Origin of the sequence: Plantibacter sp. CFBP 8798 (assembly GCF_014841195.1) — a bacterium.
GTDB lineage: Bacteria > Actinomycetota > Actinomycetes > Actinomycetales > Microbacteriaceae > Plantibacter > Plantibacter auratus.
Map to the genome: position 1 here is coordinate 107390 of NZ_JACYTS010000003.1, position 19026 is coordinate 126415.

Here is a 19026-nt window from a genome sequence, read left to right on the forward strand (position 1 = left end):
TGGCCAGGTCAGGACGGCGCAGAGGGTAATCCCAGCACGGTAGGTGATCGCGAGTTTGTCGAACCGTGTGGCGATACCGCGTCATTGCTTGGCGAACCGCTCGACGGCGTTGCGACCCTTGTAGAGCTCGGCATCGAGGCCGGGTGGTACCCCGCCCGTGCTGCCTCGCCGATTGCGGGCGGCAGCTTGGTCGCGTTTGTCGTGGATCACGGCCTGGATCCCGCGATGGCGCAGTCAATGGCGGATTACGCCGGTCGCGTAGGCGCGGTCAGCGAGTAAGGCATCCAGGCGGGTGCGTGGCCGTCCACGACCAAGTCGGGGAACGTGGATCGCTGCCAGCAACGCGCCCAGCACACCACCGGCACTGCGCTGCCCGCCGGCGACGATCGCGAGCGGTCGGCCATGTCCGTCGACGGCCTGATGGATCTTCGTGGTCAGCCTGCCGCGGGAGCGGCCGATGCCATGACCAGGCGGTTCAACCTCGCGCCAGGGCAGATCCCTCTGATTCGATCCCACCCCCTGTGTCTTGCTCGGGGCGAGTCGTGTTCGTCGCATGCTCGGGCGCACGCGCGATCGTCTCGTCGATCGACACCGCCCAGCCGATCTCCCCGGCGGCATCGGCCTTAGCGGGGAACCGTGTCGGCACGCGATTCCAGGTGCCATCGCCAGCATACCGGCGACGTCTCTTCCACACCGTCTGCCATGCGCCGAACCGATCGTGCGGCCGATCACGCCACGGGACACCGGTCCGGAACCGCTAGACGATACCCTCCACGGCCCGCCGATTTTCACCGAAAGGGTGACCACGCAGCCCCGTGGTCGAGGGCAAAAAGCGGCTCGATCCTGGCCCACTGATCGTCTGCGAACACTCGATACCGCGAACCCGCCGACCTCACCCCCTCAGGCTGCTGTGAACCTCACGATCCATCTTGGAGAGATGCCCTCGACACCCGCCCTTCGTGGGCGTAGCAACCAGCTCGAGCAGGACGCTTCCGCCCACATGCCGGCCACCGCGTCTCGAAGACGGCCACGTGTGCGAACGGCCGGCCCACGACATCGCTACGCGCAAACCCGCCCTCAAACAGGCCACTCCCCCACGCATACCGCAAGGCCCACCCGCACCCATCGACGTCGGGCTGCGACGGTCCCCGCGAGTGCGATCGTCGATCCGGACGGCAGCAGATCGGTCAGGAACACGGAAACCTCGGACCCGAAACACTCGACCAGCCGGTCCGGATGCACGCTTCCCGCAACATCCATACCCAGCAGCCGCACCCGTTCCTCCACTCCCCGGTCAGCTGCACGACGAAAGTGTCCCCGTCGACGACCCGAACCACCTCAGCCGGGACGCCATCCGAGTGACGCACACGCGCAGTGGGACCGGCTCATGAACGCAAAACCATGTCGCTTGCCGTGCCCCCACCCATGCGGTTCGGCTAGACGCCGGGTTCAGTTGCCGCCGCCTCCCATTTCTGCCCAATCCACCACCAGCGGCCCCCGCAACAGGGCTGTCCGGACATACCCTCACCGCGACACCCATCACACCGACCACCGAGAGGAACGCCAACGACCGCACGCCACCCGCGCCCAACCGGCGCGCTCTGCACCGCAGCAGCAACAAAAGAACCGCCCCGCCAACCACACCGAAGGGAACCACCCTATGAGCACCAGCACGCCAGCCAACGCGACCCCCCGCTCGTTCGCCTGGATGGAGGCGCTGCGTGACCGCTACCTGGCCGCGTGTACCACCCATCCCGTCGTCGGACCCCTGGACCAGGCGCAACAGCTCGAACGCGACAACGCCGACTACTGGACCCACCGTCTCACGCAGAGGAACCCTAAAGCATGAGCCGCGGCCTGGACACACCTGGCCGGTGAAGGTCCCCGACATCGGCACCCGGCCCGACCTCACCCACGAACCTCCGCAGCTCTGAACGGCCCCGTCGGCCGGCCCCCACCATCACAAGAGGAACACCACCATGAACTCCGACCTACCACCTCGCTCCGAGCAGCGACACCCCATCCAGCTCGACACCCCCATCCGCCGCATACAACCGCCGGCAGTCACCCCACAACCCGGTGACGACCCATACCAGGACTACCTGGCCTGGCTCGACACCACCGGAAACCCCTCCTTCATCGACCGCACCCAACCGCTCCCCGAACACACGCAAAGGAACCACTCATGACCCGCCCGAACCTCCCAGACGACCCCACAGACCCGGCCCCCACACCGAACTCTGTGGCGACCGTTCCGGTCTCCGCCAGGCCCCAATCCCGGTGGGCAGCCGTTCTGGCTTGGATGCGCCGACACACCCTCGGCAAGATCCTCGCTGTTGTCGTGGCCGCCGCCGTGCTCATCACAGCGGTGGTCATCACGAACGCCGAGGTCGGAGGAACATACGACAGTGCCCTGACCTCAGCACGAGGCGCGGTGAAAGCGCTCGGGCAGGCTGAGATCCACAACAACGCCCAGAAGATCGCCCTCGACGCGGAGCTCACCAGGACACAAGACACCAGCGCCGCCGTCGCGACGATCGTCGCCGGCGCCTCCGCCTACTTCGACACCAGTGCTGCTGCTGACCTCGAGCAAGCCCGACTGGCCCTCGACGCGGCCGTGACCGCGGTGAAAACCCCACCAGCTGAGGGACAACCGGCCGCATCAACCACCCTAGAACCGGCGTCCGTGGACCGGATTTTGCCGAAGGACCCAACCCTGCAGCAGCTCACCGCGTTCCGCAAAGCCCTCGTCAGCGCCACCCTGACCGTTGAGGCGGACACTGACCGGAAGGACACCGCGATCGACACCCTTGTCCAGGCCCGCGAGGACCTCCGGGGCCCGCTGCGGAACCTCGCGAACACGGTCGTGACCGTGAACGCACCAGCCGTCGAGGTTGTTCAATGGCTCGTCCAACAGCACATAGTTCGTGTCTTGTGCGAGCGCCATCGCAACGTAGGCTCGCTGTCGCTGCCCACCAGAGAGTTCGTCCAGGTACCGGTTCTGGAGCGGCACGAGGGTAAGGAATTCCATCGCTGCGCGGATTGCCGCCTCGTCGGGGGAGTTCAACCATCCGCGTGATTTTGTGAATCTGCGTCGGTCGTCATTCACAGATGGTGGGCTGGGTCCATCCGCTGGTGGAGAACGCGGATGACGTCCACGCCGCCGACCTCGTCGTTCACACGGTAGAACACGACATGACTGACGACACTGTAGCTCGAATACCCCGAGCGGACCTCGTCACGCCCACGGCCACGTCGAGGGTCGTCTGCGATGCGTTCGATCGCGGCTCGGAGCTCACCGATGTAGGTCTCGGCCTGCTGGGCGTCCCAGCGCTCGGCGGTGTAGTCCCAGATCAAGGAGAGGTCGAGCTGTGCGGCCGGAGTGAGCCTGTAGCCGGTCATGCCTTCTTTGCTGCGACGAAGGTATCGAAGTCGAAGGGCTGAGCTTCTCCACTGGCTTCGCCGTCCGACAGTGCGGAGCGCAGAGCAGCCAGGTGGGTCTCCTGGTCCTCGAGCAGACGCAGACCGGCACGGACAACGTCACTCGCCGAGCGATACCGACCGGAGGACACCTCCCGGGAGAGCAGGCTCGTGAAATGGTCATCCAGGCTGATCGAAGTGTTCTGGGCCATGCAGCAATAGTACCAAGAATTGGTATTCATGGGAAGGCTGTTCGCTGGTCGCTCCACTCGACCGGAAGACCGCCCTCAGCGCCCGAGCTACACCACCATTCTCGCGAGAACGATATTGCGGTCACCGACGGGCATGACGGGCCGGCCCACCAGCCGGTGCACGCGGCGAGCGATGCAATCGGTCGGTTCGAATGCGGCCACGAGCGTGAATTGCCCATAAATGGTGTCGCGACGAGTACGCACGCCCTCGAGCATGAGCTCCACCATTCCCAACGCCGTCCGCCTGCGACGGGGCATCCCGCACCGAGCAGGTGGTCTACAGCTATGACGCTGACGCCGGATACGCACTCGATGGTGCGCACTGCGCTGTCGCGGATCGAGGGGCCGGGCCCTCCTAGGAATAACACTGACCGCCGGGATGCCTTCACGACGGTCAGCTCCACCCACCCTACTCGCCAGACGCTGACCGCTCATCCCGCCGACTGATGTGGGCCACGTGTTCGCCGCCGGGACCGCGGTCGAAGGACGATCCGCCTGCTTGATGAACGAGGCGCCCCGTCTGCAAGTAGACGGAGCTGCGCTACTGGGCGCCGAGCAGGTGCACAATGACCACAGCGAGCGGTCCGCCGAGGACGAAGTTGTTCACACCGTGCATGAGCAGCACGACCCAGATGTTCCGAATCCAGAGATAGATCAGGTTCATGAGCAGACCGGCGCCCGCGAAACTGAGCGTGAGGAGCCAGTCTCCACCGAAGTTGTTGACATGGATAGCACCGAACACGAGCGCGTTCCCGACCACAAGGGACACCGCGAGGAAGCGCCTGTGCCACACCGGGAACTTGAGCAGGAGCGTGTGCCGGAACGTGAAGTCTTCGATGAGAGCCGTAACCACTGGCGAACATGATGCGAAAAGCAAGACGAGGAACGAGACTGTCTCAGCTGGTTCCGGCTGAGCCGGCGTGATGTCGCTAGCACTGTGCCCCAGAGACCGCAGGAGCGTGCCGAGGATGGTCGTGACGACCTGCAGGGCCATGAAGCCGAGAATGACCAGGCCAGTCGCGCGCCATTTCACTCGCGCGAACGCACGCCAGTGGCGCGCGAGGAGCTCACGATTCGCAATGACGAGCACCGAGAACAACACGATCCGCAGCGTGGTGTCTGAGATGACTTGTACGGCCAGGTCATTGGTGAGGGCGGACGTCGACCAGGCCAGAAGGAAGACAGTCGGGATGGCCGCGAGTGCGATCCAGTCTCGCCCGTGCCAGGTGAACGTCCGCGGATACTCCTCCGCTCGGATAGCTCGCAGAAACGTTGACTTCGTTGCGCCGTCGTCGTATCTCATCATGGTCCTTCCTTCAGCTGGTCTGTCAGCGGAACACGTGCACGCCGAACGACGAGCTCGTTCGGATCATCAACCGGCAGTATGACCAGATCACATCTGACAGCAGCACAGCGATAGTCCGGCCCAAACCCGTGGCGATGCAGAGCAATTCGGCACAGGTTTGAGTGGTCGATCGACACATCCCTCGGTCACCCGACGACGCATCACGCACGCGCGGCCACGGAGGCGAACGCCAGGCCACGGCGCGGCTCCTTGCAACCCGCCGGCGGGCGGAGTCCTCTGCGCCAAGGACGACGCGGTGTCCCACACCCGCATCCCGAATTCCTCCCCAGCGACATGGTCGGTCCACTCAATATTTCTCCCCTGGCCCAGAGGAAGAAGTTCACGCGCGACGGTCGTGACATCGAAGATCACGTTCCCGCGGACCTCGTCGCCTCCACCGCCTTGCGCGCAACAGGGACGCATAACCACTTAGAACGGGCAAAACAACCACTCTGAGTGCAACCAACAACACTCAGGACCCGTTCGGCGGGCCAAGACTTAGTAGAGCCGTCGGGGAAATGGTGGTGGGCGTTCTGTGCATTGATCAGTTCCCGGACGAGTGTGTCCGTGGGCGCCGGGAACTTCGACCAGGCGCATGTCTGATTGAGGTCTGGAAGAACATGAAGTCCAAGCAACACAACCGTTTGTTCCGAACGCTCCCGGCGGCCTTCGCTGCCGCGATTCTCGGAGCCATCGTTCTGGCCCCGACCGCGGCGACCGCCGCGGAAACTGATGCGCTGGTGATCACGAGCCGGGCCGGGAGCCTCGAGGCCTTCGCTGGGCTCAACGGCACCGTCAGTACATCGATACGCAATGCGTCCGGCGCTGACCTCGCTGACATCTTCGTCAGCTATGAGCCGACTGTCCTGGACTCGGGGATGACGCTGCCGGGCGTTGGCGAAACCTACTTCGACCCTTCGTGTGCACAAGTCGCCGGAGCCGGGACCACTGTCGTGTGCGGCCCGCTCACCATTCCAAGCGGTCAGTCCGCCAACCACAATCTTGCCTATAACCTGCCAAGTGACTTCCTCCTCGTTCATGGGGACGGACCGACCCTGTTCGGGACGACCGCTACGGTCTCGTCCGCAGCAGCGGGGTATACGTCTGCCGGCTACGTCGATCAGCAGCGTGTCCGTTCGGACATCTACCTGCAGACCACGGTGAACGTGGTCGACGAAGGGGCGGCGCCCGCAAACAGGCCGACAGCGCCACGGAATCCGCAGTTCAGCGCAACGCCGTCGCAGAACAAGGACATCCACATTGTTGTGACGCAGGGCGGACACAGCGATATCCGCGACGTTCGCCTGCGATTCGCCCTGTCTGACGGGCTCTCCCTCCGCTTTGTCCCCAACCAGTGCACCGTCGAAGGCTCCGCGGTGGATTGTGTATGGCCGCGTGCGAACGCCGGCACGTTTGCCACCTTCGTCATTCCCGTTCGCATCTCCCCCACAGCACGTCCTGGAGAGGTCATTCCATTGCTCGATCCAGCCGCGACCGTGCACAGCAGCAACGAGCCAGCCACTGTCTCTGGCGTTTGGACAGCAGCCGTTGTCGGCGGACCATTCAGCGTTCTGATATCCGCACCGACGGACCCCGTCAACCCGGCAGCACCGGTCGACCCCGCAGCACCGGTCGACCCCGCAGTACCCGTCGACCCCGCAGTACCCGTCGGCCCCGCAGCGCCGCTCGACCCCGCAGTACCGGTCGACCCCGCAGTGCCGGTCGGCCCGGTGGCTGTAGATGCAACGGCGGCGACGTCCCTCGCTCTAGCGAAGACTGGTCTGGACGCGATGATGCTGCTGACTCTTGTCGGAGTCGGTGTGCTGTCTCTCGCCGCAGGGCTCACGCTGGTGATGCGGCGGCGGCGCGCGGCGCGCCCTGCACACACGCCGAGCTCTGCTGAGAGGACCTTCTGATGCGCGCCTACACCCGAACACTGACAGCCCTTGCTGCCGCGGCAACGCTGTTCCTTTCTCTGTCGCCCGTGAGTGGCGCCAACGCCCTCAGCAGCCCCGACACCACCTTCTCGGACCTCGCTCTCCGGGGGTGCGTAGCTCAGGCCCTCGGCATCGACGCGCGCGAGCCGATCAGCTCCGAGCAAGCAGCATCTCTCCGAGAACTCAAGTGCAACGGGCACCGAATTGCCTCGCTTGAAGGCATCGAGGCACTCTCGGGCTTGAGCAAGCTCAGTTTCACTGGCGCGCCGCTGACGGCTGGCCTTGCCCCATTGAGTGGCCTGCCAGAGCTGGCATCGGTGAGCGTGACCGACGCGCAACCGCTCGACCTCACCAGTCTCGCGAGCCTGCCGATGCTCACCTCACTCTCCGTCAACCGCTCAGAAGTCCTCGACCTCACGGCACTTTCTGGGATGACGCAACTTACCGAGGTGCGACTCAACTCCGTCAAAAACAACCACATCGAACCGCTCGCAGGTCTACTCAACCTCACCACCCTGCAGTTGAACAACAACGGGATCTCCGATCTGGCTCCGTTGCAGGATCTGCGGGAACTGCAATTCTTCGAAGCGACCGCAAACCAGATCTCGGATCTCTCACCGATGTCAGGATGGACCAAGCTGCAACACGTGAATCTCCGCACCAACCAGATCACGGACGTCACTCCGCTACGAGCTCTCACGCAGCTGCGCACCATCAACCTGGAGTCCAACACGATCGCTGACGTGACGTCATGGAGCAGTCTCACCGGCGTCACCTATCTCTCCCTGGACCACAACAACATCGTCGATCTGGATTCGTTCGTCCCCATGGTCGGCTTGGAGACGCTCACGCTGAGCAACAACCGTGTTGAAGACGTCGCCCCACTCCGCGACCTCATCTTCATCGATCACCTCGACCTGTCCCGGAACCAGATTGTCTCCATCGAACCGATCCGAAACCTGTCGGCCCCGAACTATGTTCTCCTGAACGGACAACGCCTCACCCTTCCCGTCATCCTCACGGGCCACACCCAGCACAACCCGGTGCAGTTCCTCGACGGCAGCCCCCTCCCCGTTTCATCTTCGAGCGCGCGGTACGACGAGAGCACTGCCAGCTGGACGTTCGACACTGCTGGCCAGAACACGCTCACTTGGACCTCTCCTGACCTGGGCATCGGGAGCTACTCGGTGTTCTCCGGCACCATCACCCAGGAATCCGTCACGGAATCCGCATCGCTCACACTCACCAAAACAGGTGCCCTCACAAACCCGACAGCAGGACCGACAGCCGGGCAGCAAGCACACTACGCGTTCGAGCTCACCAACGCTGGAAACACGACGCTGACTCAAGCAACCATTGACGATCCGATGCCAAATCTGTCCACGATCTCCTACTCCTGGCCTGGGACCCCTGGTCAGCTGCTCCCCGGCGAGTCCGCCACCGCCACCGCCACGTACACGCTTCAGCAATCAGACGTCGATTCCGGCTCCCTCACGAACGTCGCAACTGCTGCCGCAACAACCGAAGGCGGGACGCCGGTTGCTTCCGATCCGGCGACTGCAACGATCACCCTCGATGAAGAAGCCACACTGACACTCACGAAAACAGCCGACAGCTCGAAGATTTCCGACCTCGCCAAGCCCGGAGACCTCATCTCCTACACGCTGGGCGTGGAAAACACCGGCAACGTCACGGTGACCAACGTGGCAATCGTCGACCCGCTGCAAGGGTTGTCCGCCATCTCGATCAGTTGGCCTGGTCCTGCGGGCGAGCTACGCCCCGGAGAATCCGCATCGGGTCAGGCCGTATACGCCATCACGCAGGCAGACATCGACGCAGGTGCGGTCGACAACAGCGCATGGGCGACCGGCGAAAGTCTGGCAGGCACACCCGCACAGTCGAACACCGCGTCCGTTCACACCCCCCTGCCGACTCAGGCAAGCCTCAGCCTCGTGAAGACAGCAGACGACGCAGCACTCCAAACGCCCACCCAGCCAGGCGACACGATCCGCTACCAGATCGAAGGATCAAACACCGGCACGGTGACCCTCCACGACATCATCGTCGCGGACGAGCTCGAAGGCCTCACCCCGCTGTCGTTCGACTGGCCGGGAACACCAGGCGAGCTCGCTCCTGGTGAATCCGTGTTCGTGTCGACAAGCTACAACATCCAGCCCAGCGACCTCGAATCATTGATCGTCGTGAACACCGCTATCGGCACGGCCACCTCCGCCAGCGGAACATTGCTCGAGGAGCGCGCGACGGTCACGACCACCCTCCACCAGCCCGATGCGGTCCCGCCTGTTCACCCTGACGATCCGGCTGCCGTAACACCACCCGGAAGCCCGGCAAGCGCCGATCCCACTGAATCATCGGCATCACCCGCGACCGGCCTGCTCGCGCTCACGGGTAGCACGCCAATCATTCCGCTGACGATCGCGACGGGTGTCCTCTTGCTCGGCTTCCTGCTGCGTGCACGTCGTTCCCGGAGTGCCACTTCGCCCGAATAGCCAAGCGACAATCGCCGCCCCGATGCTCACCTCGAGCACCGGGGCGTTCGCGTGGAGCGGAAGTAGGCCTGTGGCGTGGTCCATCGGCTCGGGTTGGGTGACGCACCTGAAACCTGCTCGGGGACGGTACGAGCATCGACGTCCCGGAGCCACGCATGCAACCTCCTCCTGGCCGCCTTCCCACAATCGGACCCGACCCGCTGACAGTCCTGCTGATCGGCATCGTGCTGACCGCGGCCGGCTTGATCTTCGTGCTCCGTCAGCGGCGCAACCGCGCGGCGGCCAGCGGCCCAGGTCGTTGTCTCGTCGCAGGTGGAACGATGGGCTTGGCGCTCACCACGTCCGCTTCCGCGGCCACCACGCGCGCTTGCGCCCCGGCTTTGTCCCCGACATCTGACCTGGTCGTGGGGGCGCTGCACTGGTCCGGACGGCCTCCGGTTCGCGGGAGCTTCACCGAGCTCGCACCTGGTTCACTCAGCAACGCAACGCTCCGTGACGATCCCCTTCTCGCGGTGACGATCCCGAACCAGCCACACGGTCACCGGGCCGTGAACCACAGCTAGGTCTTGCAACCTGACGAGAGCAACATCCGCCCAGACCGACCAGGATCATCACTCACTGCCCGCGTTGAACCAGACGCCGACAACCCGGAAGATCGACGACGAGCACGGCGTTCCCGGCTACTCCTCCCTCATCCTCCGCCGTGACTTGCACCTCACTCTGGCCTGCCCCGAGGAAAACGAGCGTCCAATCGACACTCACGCGGTGAGCTTGCACCACCCTAATGTGTGTGATTAGGGCACCCAGGGCTGGGGCTTCTCTACCCACATCGGCTCGGCGCAGCGCATTGTGGAACACGTGCTCTTCGCAGGTCATCGACTCAACACCACGGTAGGTTTCGGGCCCGCCTCGGTTTTCCGGCATGCAACCGGATAGTCGCGGCCTGTAAGACACGCCATGCCTCTTACCCATCTGGGCGGCATGGCACGGGCGGCGCCCTCTTTTCGGGTAGAGATGGTGCCGCCCCTTCAACTTCACACGCTGCTCGCGAATCCTTCCCCGGCGTCGCGAGTGGGGCGCGCTCTTCGATCGCGTCTGGCTCAGGTGCATCTGAGCTGCGCCCTGGAGGCACTCACCTGACTGTCTCCAGGGCGCTCAATGGAAGACCATCGTCAGCGTCCGCTGGTAGGTTGACATCCACACGAATCGAGCGGACCTCGCCAGCGGAGATGAAGGCGCCCATGTACCTGTTCAAAACGGTAACCCGCGACGTCGTCGAGCATGTCACCAGCGGCCGCAATGTGCTGCTGTTCGGGCCCCTCGGAAGCGGGAAAAGCTCAGTCCTTCGCGAAGTGACCGCGGCGCTTGAAGCACGAGGGGGACGTGTCCTGAGCGCACAGGGAGACCTGGGCGGGCGGCAACTCGGTGGGCAGATCCTTGAGCAGCTGGGATTGCTGCGCCGCTCATCTGACCGGAGCCCTGCGGCGATGTTCACCTCGGCACGACATGCCCTCCTCCAGCAAAACGACGCCGTCCTGGTGATCGATGACTACGAACAGGCAGACCCGCTATCGGTACACTTTCTGAGCTCTGTCACGTCACGGGTGAGGACGGTCCGGTCTTATACCTCGGGCGCGCTCGCGTCCCCCTCCTGGCCAGAGGTATCGATCGACCTCGAACCTCTGGACTTCGAGCAGGTCAGAGTCCTCCTCCACGAAGAACTGGAAAGTCCCGCCTCACTCGCCCTCACCGCGCGGGTGATGAGCAAATCCGGCGGGTTGCCGGAACTCGTTCGTGCGATCGCCGGGAGCAGCCGACTCGAAGGACTCATCGTGCTCGAGAATGGCGTATGGCATCTGTCCTCCTCGTCGCTGTGGAGCACCCACCTACGCTCGTTCGCCCAGCGACACTTGCACGAATTGAACGACGAAGAAACTGCACTGCTCTACCAAATTGCTCAGGGAGAGCAGACTCATGAACCGATAGCTGCTCTTGCCAGCCGACCCCCTCTGCGCTCCCTGCTGCGCCGTCAGCTCGTGCGAATGGCACCAACCAATCAGTCAGAGCCGGTCCTATACGTGTGGCCGCCGATCGTCGCCGACCTCCTCCGCCGGGAAATGCTTCCAGGTTCAAATGTCCCGGCACGTCCGACTTCCGACGCGTCAGCACCCATGGAACAGACGCTGACGGGGCGGATCTTCCAGCAGGACGCAGACGAGCTTGCGCCGCTCATGCTCCAATCCTGGGAAAAGGAGCGCACGCCGGCGCTCGCCCATGCTTATCTGCGAAAAGCAACGGGCAGCCGTTTTCAGCGCGCCGCGATCGAGCGGGTGTTCCACGAAACGGTCACGTCCGGGGTCGACCCACTGGACGCATTCCTGTTCGAATTTCAACACGCGCAATGGGTGGCGCTCGACCTCGGGGATCTCCGCGGCGCGTTGGCCGTTCTGAGAGCGTACGGCGAACAACCGTCGGCTCTGCGCCCAGCCGCCCAAGCCGCCGCGGTCCTGTTGACCGTCTTCCTCGACCGCATCCCGGAAGACTATGGCGACGGGCTCTCCGTCGAACACGACGTGACCGGCCTGACAGGGATTGTGCGGTCCATGATCTTGCTGTTTTCAGGGAAAATCGATCGGGCGCGAGACGCGGCACCGACCGCGGCTGATCAGCTGTTCTCGCCAGCCTTTCATGGCTACATTCTCCCCCTCATCAGTCTCTATGAGGGAAACCTCGAGCTGGCCGCGGAACGTGCCGACGCCTCGCGCGCCTCCGCACTCATTGCGCACGATCGACTCCATTATCTGGGTGCGTCCTACGCACTCGCGTTCACTTACGCGGGTGGCGGCCAGATAGCGTCACTGGATGCGGTGATCGGCGATGCACTGAGCACCGCGAAGGCCACGATGTTGCTCCGCCCGTTCTTCGGGGCAACGTTAGGAATCGCAGCCGTCAACGAGGCGTTCCGGACGGGCACATCAGATAGTTCAGCGGCACTCATCGCCGAGGTCGAATATTACGTTCCTCGCCCAGGTCCGTTGTATGGGATGGGAAGTGACGTCCCCGCCATCGTCGCACATCATGTTCTTGATCCGGTGTCCTTCGACCGCGACATGGCGAACGCCATTCGTCGACGTCGAGAACTCGGCTACTTCGCCGCAGCAGCCAGCCTGACCGTTGTCGCCGGCTGTGTCTATGCCGGCCCGCTCGTCTCCGCAGAAGCGACGCTTCTCGGCCAGCGCGTGCAACTCCCCCTCTACGCTCGGGCGCTCAACCTGATCCCTGCGCTTGCCCGTTCAGATTTCGCCGCAGTCCACGACATTCTGGTTGCCCCGGCAGCGGGAGATATCACGTTGCTGGAACAGATCGTGGGATCTGAGTTGCGTCGGGCTCAACGCAGCGGGGACGACGATATCGTCAGCGCGTTGCAGGGCCCCCTAGCGGAACTCCAGCGCAGGGCCACCGGCTCCTTCCAGCCGATCCGTTCGAGTCGAAGCGCTCTGAAAGTCGCAGAACTCACTCCTCGCGAACGACAGATCGCCAGTTTGGTTGCCGACCTCAAGAACGCCGAGATCGCTGAACAGCTCAACATCAGTGTCCGGACGGTGGAGAACCACATTGCCAGCGCTCTGCGCAAGACCGGCACGGCAGATCGCGTGGCACTGTCCAGACTCGTGCTGAGCAGGTAAAACCAGCCGGCCGGTACCGCGATCGGTCGCCATCGCGTGCATTGTGGACGCGGCGAAGCATTCGCTCGCTACAGGCACCTATCTCACGCTACCTGACCCCCACTTGGCGTGCTCGGCTTGCTCATTTTCGCGCTCTGCCCGCCGACAGTCGCGGCGAGCCCGCGAGCATAACACCGGCGGTTGGCAACCAAACTGCCATCACAACCATCTCGATACCGGGTGTGCTCGGGCTGAGGTGCGACCGGCAGCACGGAACTGGGCCTGTCGCAGCGCGGCCGGCCACGTCGGCCGTTGGGTGATGTCGATGGCTCCGCGGTGGGCCGGCGCTGGTTCCTTGCCATCCATCCAACATTGGAGCAAACATGACAAATCCTGCACAACGCAGGCTGCTGAGGGCAGCTGCCGCCACACTGGTCGGCGGTGCGCTGGCCCTGGGCAGCGTGGGCAGCGCGTACGCAGCGACGAGTTCGACAATCGACGCCACCCAGTCGGGATCGCTGACGATCCACAAATACGAGCAACCAAAGAGCCCCACGGATCTTCCGCACGACGGTCGGGAGCTCTCAGCTGCTGATCTGACGGAGCTCACACCGCTTCCCGGCGTTGAATTCACAGCGACGAAGGTGGCCGGCGTAGACCTCACTACCAACGCCGGATGGGAGTCGGCGCAGGCCATGACGACAACCACGGCCGCTTCCGCTGTCAGCACCGCACCCGCAGACATCCACCGGGGAGTCACCGCCGCGGACGGGACGCTCTCCCTCACCGGGTTGGACCTTGGGCTGTACTACGTGACGGAATCCAAAGCCCCAGCTGGCGTGGTCCCGAGCGCACCATTCCTCGTGACGCTGCCGCTGACCAACCCGCTCGATCAGTCGAGCTGGATGTACGACGTGCATGTGTACCCGAAGAACTTCGCGGCACACACAGAGAAGAGCGTCTCTGACAGCAGCACTGTCGCCGTGGGAGATGACGTCACCTGGACCGTTCGCTCGATCCTGCCGATCGACGGCACGGACGGTTACCAACTTACCGACACGCTCGACAAGCGCCTGACGTTCAAGTCGGCAGACGTCTCGATCAACGGCACCAAGCTTGACGCCGCGGACTACACCTCCTCATCTGTCGTGAGCAGTGTCACGGGGCGCGCGACTGTCCTCGTGAAGCTGACCGACCTTGGCCTCGCGAAGGCAAACCTTCCGGCGAACAAGGGGACCGCTATCGAGTTCGCGTTGGTCACCACGATTAAGGAGCTCGGTGACATCAAGAACGTCGCCGAGATCTACGACAACGCCGACGACATCACGAACAAGACGCCTTCGGGATACACGCCCGGCCACCCGGACGAAGAGAACCCGACGCCCCAGCCGAACGACCCGACCGATCCGAACAACCCGTTCGACCCGATCCCGGGAGACGATGCTCCGGTCACGAAGTTCGGCGAACTGACGATCAACAAGATCAGCGCTGCGGATTCCAAGGTCCTCAGCGGCGCGAAGTTCCAGGTGTACACGAGCCTTGACGCGGCCAAGGCTCAGGATCCTGCCGGCCTCGTCACCATCGGTAGTGAATCCGTGTGGACGTCCGATGCGAAGGGACGTGTTTCCATCGCCGGCCTGCGTTACTCGAACTGGGAGAACAACGCGGCAATCGCCGACCAGAACGCCTGGAAGCACTACTGGCTCGTCGAGACGGCAGCTCCTGCAGGCTTTGAGCTGCTCGCCGAACCCGTTCAGTTCGACATCACGAGCAACGACGCAACAGTCGTCGACCTTGACGTGAAGAACGTTCCCGGCAATGGCGGATTCTTCCTCCCCATCACCGGTGGCGCCGGTGGTTCGTTGCTGATGGGCGCGGGCGTGCTCCTCGTTGTGGGTGCCGTCGTGCTCACGATCCGCAACCGCCGTGCTGACGCAAAGGTCGCACAGTAGCCACATCCCCAGTACGAGGTCGGTCTGGCGCTCACGTGCCAGGCCGACCTCTCTCTGTAGTAGCGATCCATCCTGCCCCCGGAAACTCACCCGCTCGACGAGGTATCTCCCATGAAACACTCCCCCGCGAGCCGCCGGAGACACGCGTCTCGTTCCCGTTCCTCGATGAGGGCGATATTTCGCCGCATACCGGTCACGATCATTGCTCTGGCTGGGGTCGGACTTCTGCTCTACCCTGACGCGGCAAACTGGTTCGCAGCTCGAGCACACGCCACGAGTACCAACAGCTACGCCGAGAAACTCGACGACCTGTCAGCATCGGAACGAGCGGAATCGCTCGAGCGAGCGAGGACCTACAACACCCGAATCGGTGTTCAAACGCTTACGGACCCGTACACCGATGTGGCTGAAGTCGCAGCGACCTCGGATGAGTACCTGGATCAGCTCCATGTTCCAGGAAGCGATGTGATGGCCCGGATCCGGATACCCGCGATCGACATCAGCTTGCCGATCCGTCATGGCACCTCCGATGACAGCCTCCTTGAAGGTGTCGGTCACCTGCAAGGGTCGTCGCTACCGGTGGGAGGGACGAGCACCAACGCCGTGCTCACCGGACACAGTGGCCTGCCCGGCGCCGCGCTCTTCACCCCCCTGCATGACCTGGACGAAGGAGACCTGATCTTCATTGACGTGTTGGGTGAAACGCTCGCCTATCAGGCGTTCGATTTCGCGACGGTCGTTCCCACGGAAACCGATCGGTTGCGGATCGTCAACGGTGAGGACTACCTCACACTCATCACCTGCACACCTATCGGGGTCAATAGTCACCGCATCATCATTCGAGCCTCGCGCGTGGATCTCCCGGACGATACTCGACCCGAGGACACGGTCGCGCCCGACGAAATACCGTTCCCGTGGTGGGTGATCATGCTCAGTGCTGTGAGTGTTACCGCGGGGCTGTACCTGATGTGGCCCGCGATCGCGCGTGGTCGTCTCGCGCGTCGTGGTCGGCTCGCGCGTCGACACACGTTCGTCGAGGTCGACGGCCGAAGCCGCAGCAGACGCCGCCACCTGCTCAGTTAGCCTCGCTACACTGCTGGCCGTGCAACGCTCCTATAGGAGGTTGTCGCGCTGGTTGATTCGTTGCGGAAGTGGTCGGATGGTCTGCGATTGCCGGGTTCCACCTGCGGGATAGGCGGCGCGATAGGACATCGAGGACGCTCTCGGCGGTTTGGCCGATTCGTGCCACCGTAGGTGGTACGGCATGACGCGAAACAGATCGTGGATCATCCTCGGGCGGAGGCGGCTGGATCGCACGAAATCAGGCCGTACGGCGTGCTGATCACACGGCCTACTCTGCGTCGTCGACGATCGACAGGCCAACGAAGTGCATCTGTGGACGACCGTAGTAACAGGTCTGCAGGAGCACGTCGCCAGGTATTCCAACGAGCGCATCTGACGTGACTCCGTATTTGGCTGTGTCCCGGGTGCCCGCCACCCGGTACTGGCGGATGATCCCGTCAACCTCGACGTTGACCAGCTGCCCGATCTCCCACGACAGCACGATGTCTCCCCCGCAATAATTATGTGCCGCCCACAGCGGTGGAACGTCATCCCGGTGTCCGTCCACCATCTCCGAGAAGGTGCCGTCGCAACGATCGAGCAGCGTTTCTGCGCCGGACTGACCGAGCGTGACCGTTGGGATGGCATCACCGGCGAGCGAGCGCGCAACCGTGATCTTGATGTCCCCATACGTTCGTTCCACGGTTTGAGGATCCACAACAGCGATTCCGACGGTGATGAGTCCTGTCCCGATGAGGGCGACGCCCAACGTCGCGAGCGTTCTGCGCCATGCCCTTGAGGCCCAAGACGGTCTCGTCAACGAACGCCGGGCATCTCATCGTGGTGTTCCTTGCCTCGTCGACCCAACCTCCGAGAGACGAACGCAGCACAGAGCGCAAGACTGAGCAGAGTTACTCCCCCCGCGATAAGTGTCCCCGTTCCGGCACCTCCCGTGGCTGGCATGTCGAAGCGAGGGCTGTCAGTCACAACCAGCGCCCCGCTTTCGATGGTCACTTGCGAGTTCAGGGCAGGGTTTGCCAGTTCGAGCGCTCCGCCGGCGGCGACGGTGAAGGGAACTGCTTGCGCAAGGAGGACATGTCCGTCTGGCGCTTTCGATTCACGGATCCAGTAGGCACCGGGGGTGATGCCGAGTACTTCAAATGACCCGGTGGTGCCGGGCACCGCAGAGACGGTGATTCCGTTCAGCGGTTCGCCTGGTACGCCGTCGACATCGGTCAGGATCTCGAATCCGGCTCCGTCCAGTGGGGTGACCTGCCCGTTGACGGTGCCGCGCTTGAGAATCTCCATCCGTGCCGAGACGACGGTGTCGGTCTGGCAAACCGGCGCGGGAGCGGCGCCAGCCTCGCAGGTGGCAGGAGGTGTATCGCCGGTGCCGGCGACGACGTTGTGGAGAACACTGTTCCACGCGTGGTCCGCGACGGTTGCTGTGTAGGTCACCTTTGCCGGGTACCCGGCGATGAGGGTGAAGGGGGGCGTCGTAAGAACCGGTTTGCCGGGAACCGGGTCGGGGATGTTCTTGGTGACTGTCCGAGTGCCCGTGGGGACAAACCACAGGTAGGTTCTCTCTTCGTAGGTCAGCGTCGCGGAACCGGCAACAAACGCGGCGTTGTTCAACACGTTCGTGAGGTCATCGGTGAGGACAACGTTGCCGGTGTCCTCGGTGGAGCGTGCTGTGACGGTGTACGAGACGTTCTCCCCCGGTGAAACGTAGGTTCCGCCCCCAGCCACGGATGCGGCCTTGTCGATGCTCCAGACGGGCCCCTTCGCGATTGCTGTTGTCGTCGTTGACACGTTGTTGGTGTTGTTCGGGTCGCTGTCGATGCCAATCACCGTTGCGGTGTTCTCGACGGACGTACTTTGCGGGGCTGTGACCGTTCCTCGAATGATGATCGGTTCAGCAGAAGCACCAGCCTCGAGAACGACGGGGACCGCTGCGGCACGGTCCCCACCGGCAAGCACAGGGCGGTCCGGGTCGGTCTCGTCAATCGACCACCCGGTCGGCGCGGCACTGCAGGAGAGATTCGGGCCGTCAAGACGGCAGCCCTCAGGACCGGACACCAGCACAGGATCGACGACCGTGGCTGGTATCGCGTCACGGACGATGTATCCGTGCGAGGCCTGATTTGCTGAGTTGTTCGTGACATTCATCGACCATTCGATCTCATCACCGGTGCGTACGGTTGTCGGCGCCGACTTCACAACCGAGAGATCAACAGGCGAGGCCAGAAGACTCACCCCGACGAGCGGCCTCCCCACTTTGACTGCGAAGTTGTCATACGCCAGCGGACCGATGACGACCATCGCTGCATACGAGACCGTGAGCGTGACCGAATGAACGAGACCCGAGATCTGGACGACCGGGATGTTGTGCGAGGTTCCTTTCCTCTGACCGAGCAGCGGAGTGTATGTGAATGCGTTGTCAACGAACCGAACGTCCGTTCCCGGGACGGCCGCTGGATTTTCTGCGTACGTCGTCATGGCTGTGGTGTACGCGGTTGGTGATTCGCCGTTGATCGCGGAGATTCGGGTCTCGCTCCACGATGCGATCGCGCCGAGCTCTGGCAGTGTGTCTTCCGTCGTGGACAGGGAAAGGTCATAAATAGCCAAGCCTGGATTGAGCACCGGCTTGTCGTACGTGATCGTGACGGTGTTCACATCGCCGCATTCGAAACGCTTCCCTACCGCCAGCCACTCGTCCCGTGATCTAGTCCAACTGGCCGGGGGTTCAAGGCAGGCCGCTGTCAGTGGGTCGTCCGCTGTGGTCTGCGCAGAAGGCCCGCCAAGCGGGAACAGCTCGAACGATTGGGCGTAGGGGTTGGGGTTGGACTTCAACCGAAGTTGTCCTTGACCTCCCACCTGCGCA

The 19026-nt window shown here is 63.5% G+C and carries 12 protein-coding genes and 2 pseudogenes; 6 read left to right on the forward strand and 8 right to left on the reverse strand.

Annotated elements, in window-relative coordinates; all coding sequences use genetic code 11:
* Positions 1-3: 3 nt before the first annotated feature.
* A pseudogene (locus IFU30_RS13210) lies at positions 4-896 on the reverse strand (IS5 family transposase); the annotation flags it as partial.
* Between the two features lie 764 nt (positions 897-1660).
* On the opposite strand from IFU30_RS13210, the gene IFU30_RS13215 reads away from it, so the two are divergent.
* Positions 1661-1849: a hypothetical protein gene (locus IFU30_RS13215; protein WP_137243543.1), complete on the forward strand. Its 189-nt coding sequence runs from the start codon at positions 1661-1663 to the stop codon at positions 1847-1849.
* A gap of 1038 nt (positions 1850-2887) precedes the next feature.
* On the opposite strand, the pseudogene IFU30_RS13220 reads toward IFU30_RS13215, so the two are convergent.
* The 5 genes and pseudogenes from IFU30_RS13220 to IFU30_RS13240 all read right to left on the reverse strand — a co-directional run.
* Positions 2888-3091, reverse strand: a pseudogene (locus tag IFU30_RS13220) (ATP-binding cassette domain-containing protein); the annotation flags it as partial.
* 14 nt (positions 3092-3105) lie between these two features.
* The gene (locus tag IFU30_RS13225; RefSeq protein ID WP_137243544.1) at positions 3106-3402 is read right to left on the reverse strand and encodes a type II toxin-antitoxin system RelE/ParE family toxin; all 297 of its coding nucleotides are present in this window, start codon (positions 3400-3402) and stop codon (positions 3106-3108) included.
* The gene (locus tag IFU30_RS13230) at positions 3399-3632 is read right to left on the reverse strand and encodes a type II toxin-antitoxin system ParD family antitoxin (protein WP_137243545.1); all 234 of its coding nucleotides are present in this window, start codon (positions 3630-3632) and stop codon (positions 3399-3401) included. Before IFU30_RS13230 ends, IFU30_RS13225 begins: the two co-directional genes overlap by 4 nt.
* An 87-nt stretch (positions 3633-3719) precedes the next feature.
* Entirely contained in the window at positions 3720-3899 is a 180-nt protein-coding gene (locus IFU30_RS13235) for a hypothetical protein (RefSeq protein WP_137243546.1), read from the reverse strand.
* Between the two features lie 313 nt (positions 3900-4212).
* A complete protein-coding gene (locus IFU30_RS13240) occupies positions 4213-4977 on the reverse strand; it encodes a CPBP family intramembrane glutamic endopeptidase (protein WP_137243547.1) in 765 nt (254 codons plus the stop codon).
* 659 nt (positions 4978-5636) lie between these two features.
* On the opposite strand from IFU30_RS13240, the gene IFU30_RS20450 reads away from it, so the two are divergent.
* The 5 genes from IFU30_RS20450 (at position 5637) to IFU30_RS13265 (ending at position 16163) form a co-directional block, all read left to right on the forward strand.
* Entirely contained in the window at positions 5637-6932 is a 1296-nt protein-coding gene (locus IFU30_RS20450; RefSeq protein WP_137243548.1) for a hypothetical protein, read from the forward strand.
* A complete protein-coding gene (locus tag IFU30_RS13250; RefSeq protein ID WP_137243549.1) occupies positions 6932-9463 on the forward strand; it encodes a DUF7507 domain-containing protein in 2532 nt (843 codons plus the stop codon). Before IFU30_RS20450 ends, IFU30_RS13250 begins: the two co-directional genes overlap by 1 nt.
* Positions 9464-10704: 1241 nt before the next feature.
* Positions 10705-13149 carry a helix-turn-helix transcriptional regulator gene (locus tag IFU30_RS20700; RefSeq protein WP_274598632.1) on the forward strand — a complete coding sequence of 815 codons (2445 nt, stop codon included), beginning with the start codon at positions 10705-10707 and terminating at the stop codon, positions 13147-13149.
* A 362-nt stretch (positions 13150-13511) separates the two neighbouring features.
* The gene (locus tag IFU30_RS13260; RefSeq protein ID WP_137243550.1) at positions 13512-15080 is read left to right on the forward strand and encodes a SpaH/EbpB family LPXTG-anchored major pilin; all 1569 of its coding nucleotides are present in this window, start codon (positions 13512-13514) and stop codon (positions 15078-15080) included.
* Between the two features lie 165 nt (positions 15081-15245).
* A complete protein-coding gene (locus tag IFU30_RS13265) occupies positions 15246-16163 on the forward strand; it encodes a class C sortase (protein WP_161578622.1) in 918 nt (305 codons plus the stop codon).
* A gap of 268 nt (positions 16164-16431) precedes the next feature.
* Here IFU30_RS13265 and IFU30_RS13270 read toward each other — a convergent pair whose 3' ends face one another.
* Both IFU30_RS13270 and IFU30_RS13275 read right to left on the reverse strand, forming a co-directional pair.
* The gene (locus IFU30_RS13270; RefSeq protein ID WP_137243552.1) at positions 16432-16911 is read right to left on the reverse strand and encodes a hypothetical protein; all 480 of its coding nucleotides are present in this window, start codon (positions 16909-16911) and stop codon (positions 16432-16434) included.
* 47 nt (positions 16912-16958) lie between these two features.
* Positions 16959-18818 carry a SpaA isopeptide-forming pilin-related protein gene (locus tag IFU30_RS13275; protein ID WP_161578623.1) on the reverse strand — a complete coding sequence of 620 codons (1860 nt, stop codon included), beginning with the start codon at positions 18816-18818 and terminating at the stop codon, positions 16959-16961.
* Between the last annotated feature and the right edge of the window lie 208 nt (positions 18819-19026).